The sequence below is a fragment of the Aromatoleum sp. genome (assembly GCF_036675785.1).
Taxonomy (GTDB): domain Bacteria; phylum Pseudomonadota; class Gammaproteobacteria; order Burkholderiales; family Rhodocyclaceae; genus Aromatoleum.
The window spans coordinates 39,078-56,214 of sequence record NZ_JAKFEF010000074.1 but is presented as its reverse complement, the minus strand read 5'-3'; the positions used below and the strand labels follow the sequence as shown (position 1 = coordinate 56,214).

The 17,137-nt window shown below is 66.7% G+C and carries 16 protein-coding genes; 10 read left to right on the top strand and 6 right to left on the bottom strand.

The window, feature by feature from the left end:
* Positions 1-15 precede the first annotated feature (15 nt).
* The 7 genes from iscU to V6M37_RS15845 are packed head-to-tail and all read left to right on the top strand — an operon-like array spanning position 16 to position 4,182.
* Entirely contained in the window at positions 16-399 is a 384-nt protein-coding gene (gene iscU, locus V6M37_RS15875) for a Fe-S cluster assembly scaffold IscU (RefSeq protein WP_312659506.1), read from the top strand.
* A 17-nt stretch (positions 400-416) separates the two neighbouring features.
* The gene (iscA, locus tag V6M37_RS15870) at positions 417-740 is read left to right on the top strand and encodes an iron-sulfur cluster assembly protein IscA (protein ID WP_332674941.1); all 324 of its coding nucleotides are present in this window, start codon (positions 417-419) and stop codon (positions 738-740) included.
* Between the two features lie 20 nt (positions 741-760).
* The gene (gene hscB / locus V6M37_RS15865; protein WP_332674939.1) at positions 761-1,294 is read left to right on the top strand and encodes a Fe-S protein assembly co-chaperone HscB; all 534 of its coding nucleotides are present in this window, start codon (positions 761-763) and stop codon (positions 1,292-1,294) included.
* Complete coding sequence (gene hscA, locus V6M37_RS15860; protein ID WP_332674937.1) at positions 1,295-3,163, top strand: Fe-S protein assembly chaperone HscA; 1,869 nt, start codon at positions 1,295-1,297, stop codon at positions 3,161-3,163. It begins immediately after the preceding gene.
* Positions 3,160-3,501 (top strand): ISC system 2Fe-2S type ferredoxin, encoded by a 342-nt coding sequence (fdx, locus tag V6M37_RS15855; protein WP_332674936.1) that lies wholly within the window; start codon positions 3,160-3,162, stop codon positions 3,499-3,501. Before hscA ends, fdx begins: the two co-directional genes overlap by 4 nt.
* Entirely contained in the window at positions 3,501-3,695 is a 195-nt protein-coding gene (gene iscX / locus V6M37_RS15850; protein WP_332674934.1) for a Fe-S cluster assembly protein IscX, read from the top strand. Before fdx ends, iscX begins: the two co-directional genes overlap by 1 nt.
* Position 3,696: 1 nt before the next feature.
* The gene (locus tag V6M37_RS15845; protein ID WP_332674932.1) at positions 3,697-4,182 is read left to right on the top strand and encodes a glutathione peroxidase; all 486 of its coding nucleotides are present in this window, start codon (positions 3,697-3,699) and stop codon (positions 4,180-4,182) included.
* Between the two features lie 94 nt (positions 4,183-4,276).
* On the opposite strand, the gene V6M37_RS15840 is transcribed toward V6M37_RS15845, so the two are convergent.
* The 6 genes from V6M37_RS15840 to dapC all read right to left on the bottom strand — a co-directional run bounded on the left by V6M37_RS15840 (position 4,277) and on the right by dapC (position 10,214).
* Positions 4,277-4,735, bottom strand: coding sequence for a response regulator (locus V6M37_RS15840; RefSeq protein WP_332674931.1), 459 nt, complete (start codon positions 4,733-4,735; stop codon positions 4,277-4,279).
* 63 nt (positions 4,736-4,798) lie between these two features.
* Positions 4,799-5,746: a 50S ribosomal protein L3 N(5)-glutamine methyltransferase gene (prmB, locus tag V6M37_RS15835; protein WP_332674930.1), complete on the bottom strand. Its 948-nt coding sequence runs from the start codon at positions 5,744-5,746 to the stop codon at positions 4,799-4,801.
* A gap of 2 nt (positions 5,747-5,748) precedes the next feature.
* On the bottom strand, positions 5,749-6,903 hold the full coding sequence (dapE, locus tag V6M37_RS15830) for a succinyl-diaminopimelate desuccinylase (protein WP_332674928.1): 1,155 nt from the start codon (positions 6,901-6,903) through the stop codon (positions 5,749-5,751).
* A gap of 23 nt (positions 6,904-6,926) precedes the next feature.
* A complete protein-coding gene (locus V6M37_RS15825; protein ID WP_332674926.1) occupies positions 6,927-8,108 on the bottom strand; it encodes a PilT/PilU family type 4a pilus ATPase in 1,182 nt (393 codons plus the stop codon).
* A gap of 75 nt (positions 8,109-8,183) precedes the next feature.
* Complete coding sequence (dapD, locus tag V6M37_RS15820; RefSeq protein WP_332674924.1) at positions 8,184-9,005, bottom strand: 2,3,4,5-tetrahydropyridine-2,6-dicarboxylate N-succinyltransferase; 822 nt, start codon at positions 9,003-9,005, stop codon at positions 8,184-8,186.
* Between the two features lie 12 nt (positions 9,006-9,017).
* Positions 9,018-10,214, bottom strand: a complete 1,197-nt coding sequence (gene dapC / locus V6M37_RS15815; RefSeq protein WP_332674922.1) for a succinyldiaminopimelate transaminase — start codon at positions 10,212-10,214, stop codon at positions 9,018-9,020.
* Between the two features lie 109 nt (positions 10,215-10,323).
* Here dapC and smc point away from each other — a divergent pair, with 109 nt between their 5' ends.
* The 3 genes from smc to ligA all read left to right on the top strand — a co-directional run bounded on the left by smc (position 10,324) and on the right by ligA (position 17,118).
* Positions 10,324-13,851 carry a chromosome segregation protein SMC gene (gene smc / locus V6M37_RS15810; protein ID WP_332674921.1) on the top strand — a complete coding sequence of 1,176 codons (3,528 nt, stop codon included), beginning with the start codon at positions 10,324-10,326 and terminating at the stop codon, positions 13,849-13,851.
* Between the two features lie 112 nt (positions 13,852-13,963).
* The gene (locus V6M37_RS15805; RefSeq protein WP_332674920.1) at positions 13,964-15,082 is read left to right on the top strand and encodes a cell division protein ZipA C-terminal FtsZ-binding domain-containing protein; all 1,119 of its coding nucleotides are present in this window, start codon (positions 13,964-13,966) and stop codon (positions 15,080-15,082) included.
* Positions 15,082-17,118, top strand: coding sequence for an NAD-dependent DNA ligase LigA (gene ligA, locus V6M37_RS15800; protein ID WP_332674919.1), 2,037 nt, complete (start codon positions 15,082-15,084; stop codon positions 17,116-17,118). Before V6M37_RS15805 ends, ligA begins: the two co-directional genes overlap by 1 nt.
* The last annotated feature ends 19 nt before the right edge of the window (positions 17,119-17,137 follow it).

Genomic DNA, 17,137 nt, shown 5'->3' with positions numbered 1-17,137 from the left:
GAAGAGGAGAAAGACATGGCATACAGCGAAAAAGTGTTGGATCACTACGAAAATCCCCGTAACGTCGGCGCGTTCGGCAAGGAAGACGAAGGCGTCGGGACCGGGATGGTCGGGGCGCCGGCCTGCGGCGACGTGATGAAGCTGCAAATCAAGGTTGGCAAGGACGGGGTTATCGAGGACGCAAAGTTCAAGACCTACGGCTGCGGCTCCGCGATCGCGTCGAGTTCGCTGGTCACCGAGTGGGTCAAGGGCAAAACCGTCGATCAGGCGCTTGAGATCAAGAACACGCAGATCGCCGAGGAACTCGCGCTACCGCCGGTCAAGATCCACTGCTCGATCCTTGCCGAAGACGCGATCAAGGCGGCAGTGGCGGACTACAAGAAGAAGCAGGTCGGCTGATTTCGGGAGACTGAGTCATGAGCGTCACATTGAGCACCAACGCGGCCAAGCACGTTTCGGACTTCATGGCCAAGCGCGGTAAGGGCGTCGGCATCCGCCTCGGCGTGAAGACGTCGGGCTGTTCGGGCATGGCCTACCGCCTAGAGTTCGTCGATGAAACCCATGACGAAGACATGATCTTCGAAAGCCACGGCGTGAAGGTCGTCGTCGACCCGAAGAGCCTCGCCTACCTCGACGGCACCGAACTGGATTTCGTCCGCGAAGGGTTGAACGAAGGCTTCAAGTTCAACAACCCGAACGTGAAGGATTCCTGCGGCTGCGGCGAAAGCTTCAACGTCTGAAAAAGCGGCGCGTTTCCCCCATGAGCATCGATCTTCAGCAGGACTTCTTCGCGCTCTTCGGCCTTCCGCGCCGCTTCCGCATCGACCAGGCGGCGCTGGAACTGGCCTACCATGACCTGCAGGGGCAGGTGCATCCGGACCGCTATGCGAGTCTTCCGGATGTCGAGAAGCGCCTGTCGATGCAGTGGGCGACGCGCGTCAATGAGGGGTTTCGCACGCTGCGCAAGCCGCTACCGCGCGCGCAATATCTTCTCGAACTCGCCGGCATCGACGTCGGCCTGCACACCAACACCGCGATGTCGTCCGCGTTCCTGATGGAGCAGATGGAGTGGCGCGAAGCGGTCGAGGAGGCACGCGCCGCCGGCGAGAGCGAGGAACTGACACAGCTGCATCAACGTCTGCGTCACCATTCGCGCGAGGTGTTCGATGAACTCGAACATGCGATCGACGAACGCCAGGACTTCAATGCGGGGGCCGAAATCGTGCGCCGCCTGATGTTCATGGAAAAGATCCAACACGAGATCGACGACGCCCTCGAGGCACTGGAAACCTGAATGGCCCTTCTGCAAATCGCTGAACCCGGCCAGTCGACCGAGCCGCACAAGCACCGACTCGCTGCCGGAATCGATCTGGGTACGACCAATTCGCTCGTCGCGACCGTCCGCAACGGCATCGCGGTATGCCTCGCCGACGAAGCGGGGCGCTCGATGCTGCCGTCGGTTGTCCGCTATCACGCCGACGGTCGCATCGAAGTCGGACACACGGTCGTCGCGGCCCACGCGACCGACCCGAAGAACACGATCATGTCGGTGAAACGCTTCATGGGCCGCGGGCTCAAGGACGTTTCCCACGTCGAGTCGTCGCCGTACGACTTCCTCGACAGCGAGGGGATGGTGCGCCTGCGCACGGTGCAGGGCGTCAAGACGCCGGTCGAAGTCTCGGCCGAGATCCTGAAGGTGCTCGGCGCGCGCGCGGAAGCGAGCCTCGGCGGCGCGCTGACCGGCGTCGTGATCACCGTGCCCGCCTATTTCGACGACGCGCAGCGCCAGGCGACGAAGGACGCCGCGAAGCTTGCCGGCCTCAACGTGCTGCGTCTGCTCAACGAGCCGACCGCGGCGGCCGTCGCGTACGGGCTCGACAACGCGGCCGAGGGCGTCTATGCGATCTACGACCTCGGCGGCGGCACGTTCGACCTCTCGATCCTGAAGCTGTCGCGCGGGATTTTCGAAGTGCTGGCGACGAACGGCGACGCGGCGCTCGGGGGCGACGACTTCGATCACCGGCTGTTCTGCTGGGTGCTCGACCAGGCCGCGATCGAGCCGCCGTCGAGCGAGGACGCGCGGCGCCTGCTGATGAAGGCGCGCGAAGCGAAGGAATACCTCACCGCGAGCGATGAGGCGACGATCAGGGCGCGACTGTCGAGCGGCGAAGAGGTGAATCTCGTCATCATGCGCGAAGAGTTCGCGAAGATCACGCAGCACCTCGTGCTGAAAACCGTCGTGCCGATGCGAAAAGCGCTGCGCGACGCGGGCCTCGCGCCCGAGGACGTCAAGGGCGTCGTGATGGTCGGGGGTGCGACGCGGATGCCGCACATCCAGCGCGCGGTCGCCGACTTTTTCGGCCAGGAGCCGCTGACGAACCTCGATCCAGACAAGGTCGTCGCGCTCGGCGCGGCGATTCAGGCGAACGTGCTCGCCGGCAACCGGCAGTCGGACGACGACTGGCTGCTGCTCGATGTGATCCCGCTGTCGCTCGGTCTCGAGACGATGGGCGGCCTGACCGAGAAGGTCGTGCCGCGCAACTCGACGCTGCCGATCGCGCGGGCGCAGGAATTCACGACGTTCAAGGACGGCCAGACCGCGATGGCGTTCCACGTGGTCCAGGGCGAGCGCGAGCTTGTCAAGGACTGTCGGTCGCTCGCCCGCTTCGAACTGCGCGGCATTCCGCCGATGGCGGCCGGCGCGGCGCGGATCCGCGTCGCGTTCCAGGTCGACGCCGACGGCCTGCTGTCGGTCTCGGCACGCGAAATGTCGTCGGGCGTCGAAGCCAGCGTCCTGGTGAAACCCTCGTACGGGCTCACCGACGACGAGATCGCGGGGATGCTGCGCGAGGGCGTCGATCACGCCGGCGACGACATGAACGCGCGCTCGCTACGCGAGCAGCAGGTCGAAGCCGAGCGGGTCATCGAAGCGACGGTCCATGCGCTCGAGCAGGACGGCGCGCTGCTGTCCGCCGACGAGGGCGCGACGATCGACGCCGCCGTCGCCGAGCTGAAGCGCCTCGCCGCTGGCGATGATCCCCGCGCGATCAAGCAGGGCATCGACGCGCTCGCCCGCGCCACCGACGAATTCGCGGCCCGGCGCATGGACCGCAGCGTCCGCTCGGCGCTGACCGGCCACAAGGTTGATGAGATCCAGGTATGACACAGATTATCGTTTTGCCCCATGTCGAACTCTGCCCGGACGGCACCGTGATCGAAGCGGAGCCCGGCAAGTCGATCTGCGACAGCCTCCTCGAAAACGGTGTCGAGATCGAGCACGCGTGCGAAAAATCGTGCGCGTGCACGACCTGTCACATCATCGTCCGCGAGGGCTTCGACAGTCTTCCCGAAGCCGAGGAAACCGAGGAGGACCTGCTCGACATGGCCTGGGGGCTGGAGCCGCAGTCGCGGCTGTCCTGTCAGGCGGTCGTCGGCGAGACGCCGCTCGTCGTCGAGATTCCGCGCTATACGATCAACATGGCCCGGGAGGGCAAGCACTGATGAAATGGACCGAGGTCCAGGAGATCGCGATTCAGCTCTCCGAACGCCATCCCGATGTCGATCCGACGAAGATCAACTTCGTCGACCTGATGAACTGGGTGATGGCGCTGCCCGGGTTCGACGACGACCCGAAGCATTGCGGCGAGCGCGTGCTCGAGGCGATCCAGCAGACGTGGATCGACGAGGTCGAGTGAGATGCCCGCCGCGAGCGTGTTCGACTTCGATGCACGACGGCTCGACGGCGGCCCGATGCCGCTCGCGGACTACCGCGGCAAGGTGCTGCTGATCGTCAATACCGCGAGCGAGTGCGGCTTCACGCCGCAATACGCCGCGCTGCAAAAGCTCCACGAAGCGTACGCGGACAGGGGGTTCTCGGTGATTGGCTTCCCGTGCAACCAGTTCCACGGCCAGGAGCCGGGCGACGCGGCGGGGATCGCGAGCTTCTGCGAGCGCAATTACGGCGTGACCTTCCCGCTCGGCGAGAAGATCGACGTGAAAGGTAAAGATGCGCACCCGCTGTATCGCCATCTGACGTCGAGCGCACCGGGGTTCCTCGGAACCGAGGCGATCAAGTGGAATTTCACGAAGTTTCTGATCGATCGGGAAGGAAAGGTAGTCGGCCGCTACGCGCCTGCGACGAAACCCGAAAGCATCGCGAAGGACATCGAAGCGCGGCTGTAAGCTGCGTCTCAGACCGTCGATGATCCCGCCACCAGCCCGGTCACGCGGGAGGCGGAATCGATCCGGTCGCCGACGGAGATCTGCGACAGGCGCTTCAGTAAGACGGGATCCCGTGCCCGTCCGACGGCTCGTTCAGCGACAGCCAGTACGCGCCGATCTGCTCGACGGCCTTGATGAACGCGTCGAAATTGACCGGCTTGCGGATATAGCTGTTCGCGCCAAGCCGGTACGCTTCCTGGATGTCCTGGGTTTCGCGCGACGTCGTCAGCACGACGACCGGTAGCAGCGCGGTGTACTCGTCCGCGCGCACGCGCCGCAACACTTCGAGCCCGTCCATGCGCGGCAATTTCAGGTCGAGCAGCACGAGCGCGGGCATCATGGATTTGTCGCGCCCTGCCTGCGCACCCGTTCCCAGCAAGTACTCGATCGCCTCGACGCCGTCGCGGGCGACCACGACGGGATTCCTGATCTTGTTCTTGGCGAAGGCGCGCAAGGTGAGCGCCTCGTCGTCCGGGTTGTCCTCGACGAGCAGAATCGAATGTTCGAGGGGCATCGGCTTGCTTCCTGTGAGTAACGGCGAAACCGGCGCCTCCGTCGGCCTGCCGCCCGCAGGCGGTCAGTGCGCTCCGTGCAACTCTTCGGCGCGCAGCACGAAGACCATGTCGTCGCCGCCGCGCGCAGACAGCCACACCATCGGAAGGTCCGGGAAAGCCTGTTCCACGAGCGAACGATTATGCCCGACTTCGACGGCCAGAATGCCGCCTGGGTTGAGAAAGCGCTTCGCCTCGGCAAGAAGCCGCCGGACGACGTCGAGTCCGTCTTCACCGGCAGCAAGCGCCATCCGCGGTTCGTGCAGGTATTCGGCCGGGAGCGCCGCCATCGCTTCGTCAGTGACATAGGGCGGGTTGCTGATGATCAGGTCGAACGTCCGCCCACCGAGTCCGCTGAACACGTCACTCTTTACGAGATCGATGCGATCTTCGAGATGGTAGTCCGAGACGTTCCGGCGCGCGACGTCGAGGGCGTCGTCGGACAGATCGGCGCCGACGACTTCCGCATTCGGGAAGGCGTGTGCCATCAGGATCGCGAGGCAGCCGGACCCCGTGCACAGGTCGAGGACGTCGCCGACCGCATCCGGCTCTTCGATCCACGGCGCGAAGCCGTCCTCGAGCAGCTCGGCAAAGAACGAGCGCGGCACGATGACGCGCTCATCGACATGGAACCGGAAGTCGCCGAGCCAGGCTTCGCCGGTGATGTACGCGGCCGGCACGCGTTCTTCGGTGCGGCGCTCGATCACCGCGAGCAGCACTTCGCGTTCTTCGCCGGTGATGCACGCGTCGAGGAAAGGCTCGAGCCGGTCGAGCGGCAGCGCCAGCGTATGCAGCAGCAGCCATACGGCTTCGTCGTACGCGTCGCTGCAACCGTGGCCGAAGAACAGCCCCGCTCGGTTGAAGCGGGTCACGGCGTAGCGCAGCCAGTCTCGCAGCGTGACGAGCTCGGCGAGCGGCCCGTGTTCGTGTTCGTGCTCGTGTTCATCGTCGTGATGATGCTGGATGTCAGACATGTTCAATCTCGGCTAGGGGATAGCAGCGCGGCGAGCGCGCGCTCGTAAATGACGGAGAGCGGTTCGATCGCGTCGAGGGCGACGCATTCGTTGACCTTGTGGATCGTTGCATTGACCGGGCCGAATTCGACGACTTCGGTGCAGATATCGGCGATGAAGCGCCCGTCGGAGGTGCCGCCGGACGTCGACAGCTCGGTGTCGACGCCGACGGTGTCGCGGATCGCGTCCGAGAGCGCCGCGACGAGCTTGCCCCGGCCGGTGAGGAAGGGTTTGCCCGACAGGTGCCAGTCGAGTTCGTAGTCGAGCCCGTGGCGGTCGAGCACTTCGTGCGTGCGCCGCTTCAGGTCGTCGGCGCTGCTCACCGAGGCGAAGCGGAAGTTGAACAGCACTTCGCACAGGCCCGGGATGACGTTGTTCGCGCCTGCGCCCGCATGGATGTTCGACACCTGCCAGGTCGTTGGCGGAAAGAATTCGTTGCCGTCGTCCCAGCGGATCGTGGTGAGTTCGGCGAGCGCCGGCGCGAGGTCGTGAATCGGATTGCGCGCGAGCTGCGGGTAGGCGACGTGCCCCTGGATACCCTTGACGCGCAGCGTGCCGGACAAGGAGCCGCGGCGGCCGTTCTTGATCGTGTCGCCGAGCATGCCGACCGACGTCGGCTCGCCGACGATGCAGTAATCGAGGCGCTCGCCGCGCGCCCCGAGCGCCTCGACGACCTTGACCGTGCCGTGCGTCGCGACGCCTTCCTCATCGGACGTGAGCAGCAGCGCGATCGAGCCGCCGTGGTCCGGATGCGTGGCGACGAAACGTTCGATCGCGGTGACGAAGGCGGCGAGCGAAGTCTTCATGTCGGCAGCGCCGCGTCCGAAAAGCTGGTCGCCGCGCACCGTCGGCTCGAACGGCGGCGAGTCCCACGCGTCGAGCGGGCCGGGCGGAACGACGTCCGTATGACCGGCGAACACGAGCACCGGCGCGCCGTCGCCGCGCCGCGCCCAGAGGTTGCAGACGCCTGCGACGTCGATCCGTTCGAAGCGGAAACCGAGCGGTGCGAGCCGGGCCGCGATGAGATCGAGACAGCCCCGGTCGTCGGGCGTCACGGACGGGCGCGAAATGAGTTCGCAGGCCAGGTCGAACGTGGCCCTTCGTGTTTCCTGATTCATTCTGATCCGGTTTTCTGCCGTGATTACTGCGCCGGCGTGTCGTCGAGGTGCAGCGCGAAGTCGCTGAACGACGCGACCCCCGGTTTCGTCGCCGGAAGGTCGACGGCCGGCGCATTGTCGTTCGCGCCGTCGCCGACTGGCGTGCCGACCTGCGCGTTGTTGATCAGCCAGGCGAGGTTCGTCGGCGAGTCGGCGTTTGCCAACGCATCTTCGAAGGTGACGACGCCTTCGCGGTACAGGCGGTGGAGGTCCTGTTCGAAAGTCTGCGATCCCGGTGCAAGGCTCTGCTGCATCGCTTCCTTGACCTCGCCGAGTTCGCCGCGCTCGACCAGCTCGGCGACGTGGCGCGTATTCATCAGGATCTCGACCGCCGGAAGGCGCATGCCGTCCGGATTGCGGATCAGGCGCTGCGAGATGATGCACTTCAGCGCGACCGCGAGGTCGAGGTACAGCAGCGAGCGGTTTTCGAGCGGGAAGAAGTTTACGATGCGGTTCAGCGCGTGGTACGCGTTGTTCGCGTGCAGCGTCGCGAGGCACAGATGGCCGGTCTGCGAGTACGCGAGCGCCGCCTGCATCGTCTCGCGGTCGCGGATCTCGCCGATCAGGATGCAGTCGGGGGCCTGGCGCATCGCGTTGCGCAGCGCATCGTGCCAGCTGTGCGTGTCGATCCCGACTTCGCGCTGGTTGATGATCGACTTGCCGTGCTTGAAGAGATATTCGATCGGATCCTCGATCGTGAGGATATGCCCCGAGCGGTTCCTGTTGCGGTGGTCGATCATCGACGCGAGCGTCGTCGACTTGCCGGAACCGGTGGCGCCTACGACGAGCACGAGGCCGCGCTTTTCGGTGACGACTTCGGCGAGCACCGGCGGCAGCCCGAGCGACTCCAGCGTCGGAATCTCGCCCTGGATGAAGCGGACGACGACGCCGATGCTGTGCCGCTGCCAGAACACGTTGACGCGGAAATTGCCGAGTTCGCGCAGGCCGAACGAGAGGTTCAGCTCCTTGTCGTGCTCGAAGGTTTCGATCTGCTCCGGCGTCATCATCTCGTAGATCATCCGCTTGATCATGGACGGCTCCATGACCTGCTGGTTGATCGGCATCGTGATGCCCTGGATCTTGATGTTGATCGGAGCACCCGCCGAGATGAAGATGTCCGAGGCGAGCTTTTCGGCCATCAACTGGAACAGTTTGTCGAAAATCATCGCGACGGTCTCGATGGGAAGAAAAGTGTCGAAGCGAGTCCGCGCTCCCGCCGGGCGGGGCGCGCGGAACGGAACTCAGGCGCCGCGCAGCAGTTCGTTGATGCCCGTCTTCGCGCGCGTCTGCGCATCGACGCGCTTGACGATGACGGCGCAGTACAGGCTGTACTTGCCGTCGGCCGACGGCAGGCTCCCCGGCACGACAACCGCGCCCGAGGGCACGCGGCCGTAGAAGACCTCGCCGGTCTCGCGGTCGTAGATTTTCGTGCTCTGGCCGATATAGACGCCCATCGACAGCACTGCGTTCTCCTCGATGATCACGCCTTCGACGACTTCCGAGCGCGCGCCCACGAAAACGTTGTCCTCGATGATCACCGGCCCCGCCTGCACCGGCTCAAGCACGCCGCCGATACCGACGCCGCCCGACAGGTGCACGTTCTTGCCGATCTGCGCGCACGAGCCGACGGTCGCCCAGGTGTCGACCATCGAGCCTTCATCGACGTAGGCGCCGATGTTGACGTAGGACGGCATCAGCACGACGTTGCGGCCGATGAAGCTGCCCTTGCGCGCGACTGCCGGCGGCACGACGCGGAAGCCGCCTTCACGGAACTGCTCGGGCGTGTAGTCGCCGAACTTCGTCGGCACCTTGTCGAAATACTGCGTCGCCCCGGCCGGCATCACCTCGTTGTCGGCGAGGCGGAACGAGATCAGCACCGCCTTCTTGATCCACTGGTTGACGGTCCAAGTGCCGTCGATCTTCTCCGCGACGCGCAGCCGGCCCGAGTCGAGCCCGTCGATGACCGTAGCGACGGCGTCGCGGACGGTCGCGGGCGCCGACGACGGGGACAGGCTCGCGCGGTTTTCGAACGCCTCGTCGATGATCTTTTGCAGTTCTTGCATGGGGGGGTTCCGTTATGGGAAGGTTTGGCAGAAGACTGCGATGCGCTCGGCCGCCTCGACGCATTCGGCGGTGCCGGCGACGAGGGCGATGCGCACGAAGCCGGCGCCCGGATTGACGCCGTTCGCTTCGCGGGCAAGAAAGCTGCCCGGCAGAACCGTGACATTATATTCAGCGTGCAGACGGCGGGCGAAGTCGGTGTCGGCGATCGGCGTCCGCGCCCACAGGTAGAATCCCGCGTCCGGCAGACCGACGTCGAGATGGCGCGCGAGGACCGGCGTGACGAGGTCGAACTTCTCGCGGTAGAGGCGGCGGTTCTCGATCACGTGTTGCTCGTCGTTCCACGCCGCGACGGATGCGGCCTGCACGGCCGGGTTCATCGCGCAGCCGTGGTAGGTGCGATAGCGCAGGAAGTGCTGGAGGACTTTCGCGTCGCCGGCGACGAAGCCCGAGCGCATACCGGGGACGTTCGAGCGCTTCGACAGGCTCGAGAACATCACGAGATTGCGGAAATCGGTGCGACCGAGGCGGTGCGCGGCCTGCATCGCGCCGACCGGGGGCGCGTCCTCGTCGGAGTAGATCTCCGAGTAGCACTCGTCGGCCGCGATGACGAAGCCGAAACGGTCCGAGAGTTCGAAAAGCCGCGCCCATTCATCCTCGCTCAGCATCCGCCCGGTCGGGTTGCCCGGCGAGCAGACATACACGAGCTGGACGTCGCGCCAGACCAACTCGGGCAGCGAATCGAAATCCGAACCGAAGCGGTTTTCGGGCAGGTTGTTCAGGAAGATCGGCTCGGCCCCGGCGAGCAGCGCCGCGCCCTCGTAGATCTGGTAGAACGGGTTCGGGCAGACGACCTTCGGGTTCGGCCGCTGCGGATCGATAACCGCCTGCGCGAACGCGAACAAGGCTTCGCGCGAACCGTTGACCGGCAGCACCTGGGTCGCCGCGTCGACCCCCGGCAGCCCGAAGCGGCGTTGGAGCCAAGCCGCGATCGCCCCGCGCAACATATCGCTGCCCTGCGTGCTCGGGTAGTTCGCGAGGCCGTCGAGATTCTCGATCAACGTCTGCCGGATGAACGGCGGCGTCGCGTGCTGCGGTTCGCCGATCGACAGGCGGATCGGTCTCCGATTGGCCGGTGGCGTGACGCCATGGAACAGCGCGCGCAGTTTTTCGAACGGGTAGGGCTGCAGTCGGTCGAGGTTCGGATTCACTTTGATTGTGCCGGCATATTTCGTGGCGCGGGCCGCGAGGCCCATACGGCGGCGATGGTATCATGACGGGCTTTCGCCAGCCCCGACCCTAGCGCCCCCCCGTTCCGACGTGCGTCTGTCCAAGCTCAAACTTGCCGGTTTCAAGACCTTCGTCGATCCGACCACGGTGCTGACGCCGGGCAGTCTCGTCGGCGTCGTCGGGCCGAACGGCTGCGGCAAGTCGAACATCATCGACGCGGTGCGCTGGGTGCTGGGCGAGACGCGCGCGAGCGCGCTGCGCGGCGAGTCGATGCAGGACGTGATCTTCAACGGCTCGACGACGCGCAAAGCGGTGTCGCGCGCGAGCGTCGAGCTCGTGTTCGACAACGGCGAAGGGCGCGCCGCCGGCCAGTGGTCGCGCTACGCCGAAGTCGCCGTCAAGCGCGTGCTCGACCGCAGCGGCGAGTCTACGTACTACATCAACAACGTCCAGGTCCGGCGCAAGGACGTCATCGATCTCTTCCTCGGCACCGGTCTCGGCCCGCGCGCGTACGCGATCATCGAGCAGGGCATGATCTCGCGCATCATCGAGGCGCGGCCGGAAGAGGTGCGCGGCTTCCTCGAAGAAGCCGCGGGCGTCACGAAGTACCGCGAGCGGCGCCGCGAGACCGAAGGCCGGCTGTCGGACGCGCGCGACAACCTTGCGCGCCTCGAAGACATCCGGATGGAACTCGGCGAGCGCATCGGGCACCTCGAAGGCCAGGCGGCCATTGCCGCCCGGTACCGCGAGCTGACCGCCGCGCATACCGAACGCCAGCAGCTTTTGTGGCTCTTCAAGCGCAACGAGGCGCGCGCCGGGCAGACGCGGCTCGAAACCGAACTCAACCAGCTGTCGGCAAAGATGGAGTCCGACAGCGCGCGGCTGCAGGAACTCGAAGCGGCGGTGGAATCCGCGCGCGACGAGCATTTCGCCGCGTCCGAGTCCATGCACGCGGCACAGGCCGACCTCTTCACCGCGTCGGCCGAAGTCACGCGGCTCGAAGCCGAACTGCGCCATCTGGACGATGCGCGCAAGCGGCTCGAAGCGCGCCTCGTGCAACTCGCGACCGACGAGGCGCACTGGCGCGAGCGGCAGGAAGCGCTGGGCGCCGACCGCGAGCGCTGGAGCGGCTTGCTCGACAACGCCGCGATGCGCGCCGAGCAGGCCGAAGCGCGCCATCTCGAGATCGCCGATCGGCTGCCCGAAGCGGAGTCGGCGCGGCAGGCCGCCGACACCACGGCGGCCGCGGCGCGGCGCGAGCTCGGGCAGACCGAGCAGCAGTTGCGGGTTGAGGAAGCGAATCGCGCGAGCGCGCTCCGGGCGCTCGATGCGCTCGACCAGCGCCGCACACGGCTCGCTGGCGACGGCGCGGCGATCGAGGGACCCGACGAATCGGCGATCGCGCGGCAGGAAGCCCGGCTCGACGCGCTCCGCGACGAGCACGACGCGCGCCAGCAGGAATCCACCGCGCTGCAGGCTCGCGCCCCGGAAGCGCAGGCGGCGCTGAAGGCTGCGCTCGACCACGAACGCCAACTGCAGCGGCGGTTGACCGAACTGCGCGCGCGGCGCGATGCGCTCGCGCAGTTGCAGGCGAAAGTCCAGTCGCAGGGGCAGCTCGGCGACTGGCTGAAACGCCACAAGCTCGCCGAATTGCCACCGGTCTGGCGCGAGCTTCGCGTCGAGCCGGGCTGGGAGGCCGCGGTCGAAGCCGTCCTGCGCGAACGCCTCGCTGCGCTGACCGGCGACGTGCACGGCGCGGCGCAGGCGATGGTCGACGACGCGCCGCCGGGCTCGCTCGCGGTTGCGTTCGTCGATGGCAGCGACCGTCGAAGCAGGCCGGCAGTGCATGCGGGCGGCGTGCCGCTGATCGAGCGGATCGACGTCGCGACGCCATCGCTGCGGCCGGTGCTCGCCGACTGGCTGGATGGATGCTTTACGGTCGATGCGCTCGAACCGTGGATCGAACGCCATCATGAACTCGCGCCCGGCGTGAGCCTCGTCGGGCCGCGCGGTCAGATCCTGACCCGCCACGCGCTCGTGCATTACGCGCCCGACAGCCGCACCCACGGCGTCATGGAACGCCAGCGCGAAATCGATGCGCTCGCGCTCGCGCAGCAGGAGCTCGAAAGCGACGCGCAGGCCGCGCACGACGCGCTGCTCGAAGCCGAAGCGGTCGCCGCGGACCTGCAGGAGCGCGCCGCCGCGCTGCGGCGCGACGGGCAGAGGACGCAACAGCAGATCCATGGCGAACAGGTCGAACTGCTGAAGCTCACGCAGGCCCGCCAGCGCGCGGAGGAACGGCGGACCCAGCTCGCGCGCGACCTCGACGATCTCGTACGCCTCGAAGCGACCGAGCGCGAGCATCTCACGCGCGTGGACATGGAGCAGGCGCGCTGCACCGAGCTCGCGGAACTGCAGCGGGAACGGCTGGACGCCGCGATGGAGGTCCTCGCCGAGCGCGACAACGTGCTGCGCGAGACGCGGGCGCTCGAACAGGCGACCGCGCGCGAATTGCAGGAAGCGCGTTTCTCCGAGCGCGAATGCGCCGGCAAGCTCGACGACATCGCCCGCAACCTCCAGCTCGCGGCCGAGCAGATCGAGCGCGTGACCGCCGAAATCGATGCGCGTCGCCAGGAACTTGACGCGACCGACAACGCGCGCAGCCGCGACGCGCTCCAGGAGGCCCTGACCCTTCGTCAAAGCCGCGAATCTGCACTCGCGGGACGGCGCGACGCGCTGGAGCAGGCCGCGGCGCTGCTGAAGCAGACCGACGAGATGCGGCTGCGCGCCGAGCACGAAGCCGGTCCCGCCCGCGGCCGGGTCGCCGAACTACGCCTCGCGGTGCAGGCCGCGGAGCTCGCCGTCGCGCAATTCCACGAGCGACTCACCGAAGCGCAGGCCGACGAAGCCGCTCTGGCGCTGCTGCTGAGCGCCGACCTGCGCGAAACTTCGCTCGTCCGCGAAGTCGCGCGGTTCGCCCGCGAGATCGCCGAGCTCGGCCCGGTGAACCTCGCCGCGCTCGACGAACTGCGCAGCGCGCAGGAGCGCAAGGGCTATCTGGACGCGCAGTCCGAGGACCTGACCGAAGCGATCGGCACGCTCGAAGACGCGATCCGCCGCATCGATCGCGAAACCCGCGAGCAGTTGCAGGAAACCTACAATACGGTCACGCAGCACTTCAGCACGCTGTTCCCGCAGTTGTTCGGCGGCGGGCAGGCAAGGCTGGTATTGACCGGGGACGAGATTCTCGATGCCGGCGTCCAGATCGTCGCCCAGCCGCCGGGCAAGAAGAACAGCTCGATTCACCTGCTGTCGGGCGGCGAGAAGGCGCTCACCGCGATCGCGCTGGTGTTCTCGATGTTCCAGCTCAACCCCGCGCCGTTCTGCATGCTCGATGAGGTCGATGCCCCGCTTGACGACACGAACACCGAACGCTACTGCCAGATGGTCAAGCGCATGTCGTCGCAGACGCAGTTCGTTTTCATCAGCCACAGCAAGATTACGATGGAGATCGCCCAGCAACTGGTCGGTGTGACGATGCAGGAGCAGGGCGTGTCCCGCGTCGTGGAAGTGGATATCGAAGCGGCTTTGCGCCTCGCCGAGCCTGCAGCAGCCTGAGTAACGGAGTCCGACCGCATCCCGCGCCGTGGGATGCGGAGCAGTTTTTTGTATTCATATCGAAATTGGTGACGAGTGCGCCCGCGCGGCGCGACCCGCAACAGGAAGGAAGATGGATAGCGAATTGCAGATCGGATTGGCCGCGCTCGGCGTGGCCGTAGTCGCAGGCATCATCGCGTACAACAAGTGGCAGGAACGCAAGCACCGCCGGCAGGCGGAGGAGGCGTTCCGGTCCGACCACCGCGATGTGCTGCTCGAACCGCGCGACGGCGCGCAGCCTTCCGGCGAGCGGATCGAGCCGTCGTGGGACGAATCGTCGACCGGGAATCCGGAGCCCGCCGCTCCCGCCGCAACGCAGTGGCAGACGAAGGACAATCCGATCCGCCGCGTCACGCCCGGTCTGCCCGATGTCGTGGACCCGCGCATCGACTGCGTGATCCGCATCGAATCGATCGAAATGCTCGACGCGCCGCGACTGTGGGCCGCGCAGCATCAGGAACTCGAGGGCATCTCGAAGGCGGTGCGCTGGTTCGCGTTCGACGACGCCGACAACGTCTGGCGGATGCTGACGCCTAACACGGCCGGCGCCTTCCACTGGTACTGCGTCGCGATGCAGCTCGTCGACCGCCGCGGCGCGATCGGCGAGAACGACTTCATGCATTTCTCGGGCGGCGTCCAGCGTATCGCCGACCAGTTTTTCGCCGTGCCGGCCGACCTGCCGACGCGGGTCGAAACGCTGCGCAAGGCGACCGACCTCGACGAATTCTGCGCGAGCGTGGATGTGCAGATCGGCATCAACGTCGTCGCGACGCACCAGCCTTTCGCCGGCACGAAAGTGCGCGCGCTCGCCGAAGCGCACGGCATGACGATCGGCGACGACGGCGCGTTCCACGCGCGCGACGAAAACGGCAACACGCTGTATTCATTGAGCAACATGGAGCCCGCGCTGTTCGCGCCCGAAGAGATGCGCCAGCTCCATACCAGCGGTCTGACGCTCGTCATCGACGTCCCGCGCGTCGCGAACGGCGTGCCGGTGTTCGAGCGGATGATGCAACAGGCCACGCAGATCGCGGACGCCCTGCAGGGCACGGTCGTCGACGACAACCGCGCGCCGTTCGGCCCCGACGCCGCCGCGGTGATCCGCTCGCAGATCCAGCACTTCCAGGCGCAGATGGCCGGGCTGGACGTGCCCGCGGGCAGCCCGCTCGCGAAGCGGCTGTTCTCCGTCTGATGGTCGCTTCACCCGCTGACATCGAGCGCGCGGCGCAGCTGCGCCGCGAGCTCGAAGGCCACGACCACGCGTATTACGTTCTGGACGCGCCGACGGTTCCGGACGCGGAATACGATCGCCTGTTCCGCGAACTGGAAGCGCTCGAACGCACGCGCCCCGAACTGCTGAGCTCCGATTCGCCGACGCAGCGTGTCGGCGGAAAAGCGATGCCCGGCCTCGTCCCGGTGCGGCATGCAGTCCCGATGCTGTCGATTCGCACCGAGACCGACACGACCAGCGGCGGCGTGGCCGCGTTCGACACGCGCGTGCGCAACGCGCTGGAACTCGGTCCCGATGGGGCGCCGGTCGAGTATCTCGGTGAATTGAAGTTCGACGGGCTCGCGATCAGCCTGCGCTACGAAAACGGCGTCCTCGTGCGGGCCGCGACCCGTGGCGACGGCGAGACCGGCGAGGATGTCACGCACAACGTCCGCACGATCCGGCAGATCCCGCTGAAGCTGCACGGTAAAGCCCCACCACTGATCGAAGTGCGCGGCGAAATCTACATGCGGCGCGACGCGTTCGAGCAGCTCAATGCGCGCCAGCTCGACGCCGGCGAGAAGGTGTTCGTGAACCCGCGCAACGCCGCGGCCGGCGCGGTGCGCCAGCTCGACCCCCGGATCGCGGCGAAGCGTCCGCTGTCGTTCTTCGCGTACGGGTTCGGCGAAACGGCGGGCTGGGACTTGCCCGCGACGCAGGGCGAAATGCTCGATGCGCTCGCGCGCTTCGGCATTCCGGTGTGCGAACACCGCGTCGTCGCGCTCGGCCCGGGTGCGCTGGTTGCGTTCCACGACCGCATCGCGGATATGCGCGACAGCCTGCCGTACGACATCGACGGCGTCGTCTACAAGGTGAACCGCTTCGACCTGCAGCGCCGCCTCGGCTTCGTTACCCGGGAGCCGCGTTGGGCCGTCGCGCACAAGTACCCGGCGCAGGAAGAAATCACGCAGCTGCTCGATATCTGGATCTCGGTCGGCCGCACCGGTGCGCTGACGCCGATCGCGCGCCTGAAGCCGGTGTTCGTCGGCGGCGTGACGGTGACGAACGCGACGCTCCACAACGAGGACGAGATCGCGCGCAAGGGCGTGCTGATCTGCGATCAGGTCATCGTGCGGCGTGCCGGCGACGTGATTCCCGAAGTGGTCGGCCCGGTCGTCGAGCGGCGCACCGGCGGCGAGCGTCCGTTCGTGATGCCGGGCACGTGTCCGATCTGCGGGTCGCATGCGCAAAAACAGTCGGACGAAGCGGTCACGCGCTGTACCGGCGGCCTCTTCTGCCCGGCGCAGCGCAAGCAGGCGCTGCTGCATTTCGCCGGGCGCCGCGCGATGGACATCGAGGGCCTCGGCGACAAGCTCGTCGACCAGCTCGTCGAAGGCGGCATCGTCCGTACGCCGGCCGACGTCTACAAGCTCGGCCTCGTGAAGCTCGCGAACCTGCCGCGGATGGCGGACAAGTCGGCGGCGAACTTGCTCGCGGCGATCGAGAAGAGCCGCCACACGACGCTCGCGCGCTTCATTTTCGCGCTCGGCATCCGCAACGTCGGTGAGGCGACCGCGAAGGACCTCGCGCGTTATTTCGGCTCGCTCGACACGCTGATGGACGCCGATGTCGAGCGCCTACAGCAGGTACCCGATGTCGGCCCGATCGTCGCGCAGAGCATCGCCGGCTTTTTCGCCGAGGCGCACAACCGCGAAGTCATCGAGCAGTTGCGTGCGGCCGGCGTGACGTGGGAAGAGGGCGCCCCCGCGGTGCCGGCGTCGGGTGCGGCGAGCGGAAAGACCTTCGTGCTCACCGGCACGCTGCCGACCCTGGGCCGCGACGACGCGAAGGAGCTGATCGAATCCCACGGCGGCAAGGTCAGCGGCTCCGTGTCGAAGAAGACCGATTACGTCGTGGCGGGCGCCGATGCCGGCTCGAAGCTCGCGAAGGCCGAGGCGCTCGGGTTGGCGATTCTCGACGAGGACGGCCTGCGGCGCGTCCTCCAAAATGGCGCGTGAAGCGTTCAGCAACGAAGAA

Bases quoted from the DNA above. Each gene is read 5' to 3' on its own strand.
- V6M37_RS15805 (WP_332674920.1), top strand. From the start codon at position 13,964: ATGGATAGCGAATTGCAGATCGGATTGGCCGCGCTCGGCGTGGCCGTA.
- V6M37_RS15825 (WP_332674926.1), bottom strand. From the start codon at position 8,108: ATGATTTTCGACAAACTGTTCCAGTTGATGGCCGAAAAGCTCGCCTCG.
- V6M37_RS15845 (WP_332674932.1), top strand. From the start codon at position 3,697: ATGCCCGCCGCGAGCGTGTTCGACTTCGATGCACGACGGCTCGACGGC.
- ligA (WP_332674919.1), top strand. From the start codon at position 15,082: ATGGTCGCTTCACCCGCTGACATCGAGCGCGCGGCGCAGCTGCGCCGC.
- V6M37_RS15840 (WP_332674931.1), bottom strand. From the start codon at position 4,735: ATGCCCCTCGAACATTCGATTCTGCTCGTCGAGGACAACCCGGACGAC.
- iscU (WP_312659506.1), top strand. From the start codon at position 16: ATGGCATACAGCGAAAAAGTGTTGGATCACTACGAAAATCCCCGTAAC.
- iscA (WP_332674941.1), top strand. From the start codon at position 417: ATGAGCGTCACATTGAGCACCAACGCGGCCAAGCACGTTTCGGACTTC.
- hscA (WP_332674937.1), top strand. From the start codon at position 1,295: ATGGCCCTTCTGCAAATCGCTGAACCCGGCCAGTCGACCGAGCCGCAC.
- dapE (WP_332674928.1), bottom strand. From the start codon at position 6,903: ATGAATCAGGAAACACGAAGGGCCACGTTCGACCTGGCCTGCGAACTC.
- fdx (WP_332674936.1), top strand. From the start codon at position 3,160: ATGACACAGATTATCGTTTTGCCCCATGTCGAACTCTGCCCGGACGGC.
- iscX (WP_332674934.1), top strand. From the start codon at position 3,501: ATGAAATGGACCGAGGTCCAGGAGATCGCGATTCAGCTCTCCGAACGC.
- prmB (WP_332674930.1), bottom strand. From the start codon at position 5,746: ATGTCTGACATCCAGCATCATCACGACGATGAACACGAGCACGAACAC.
- dapD (WP_332674924.1), bottom strand. From the start codon at position 9,005: ATGCAAGAACTGCAAAAGATCATCGACGAGGCGTTCGAAAACCGCGCG.
- hscB (WP_332674939.1), top strand. From the start codon at position 761: ATGAGCATCGATCTTCAGCAGGACTTCTTCGCGCTCTTCGGCCTTCCG.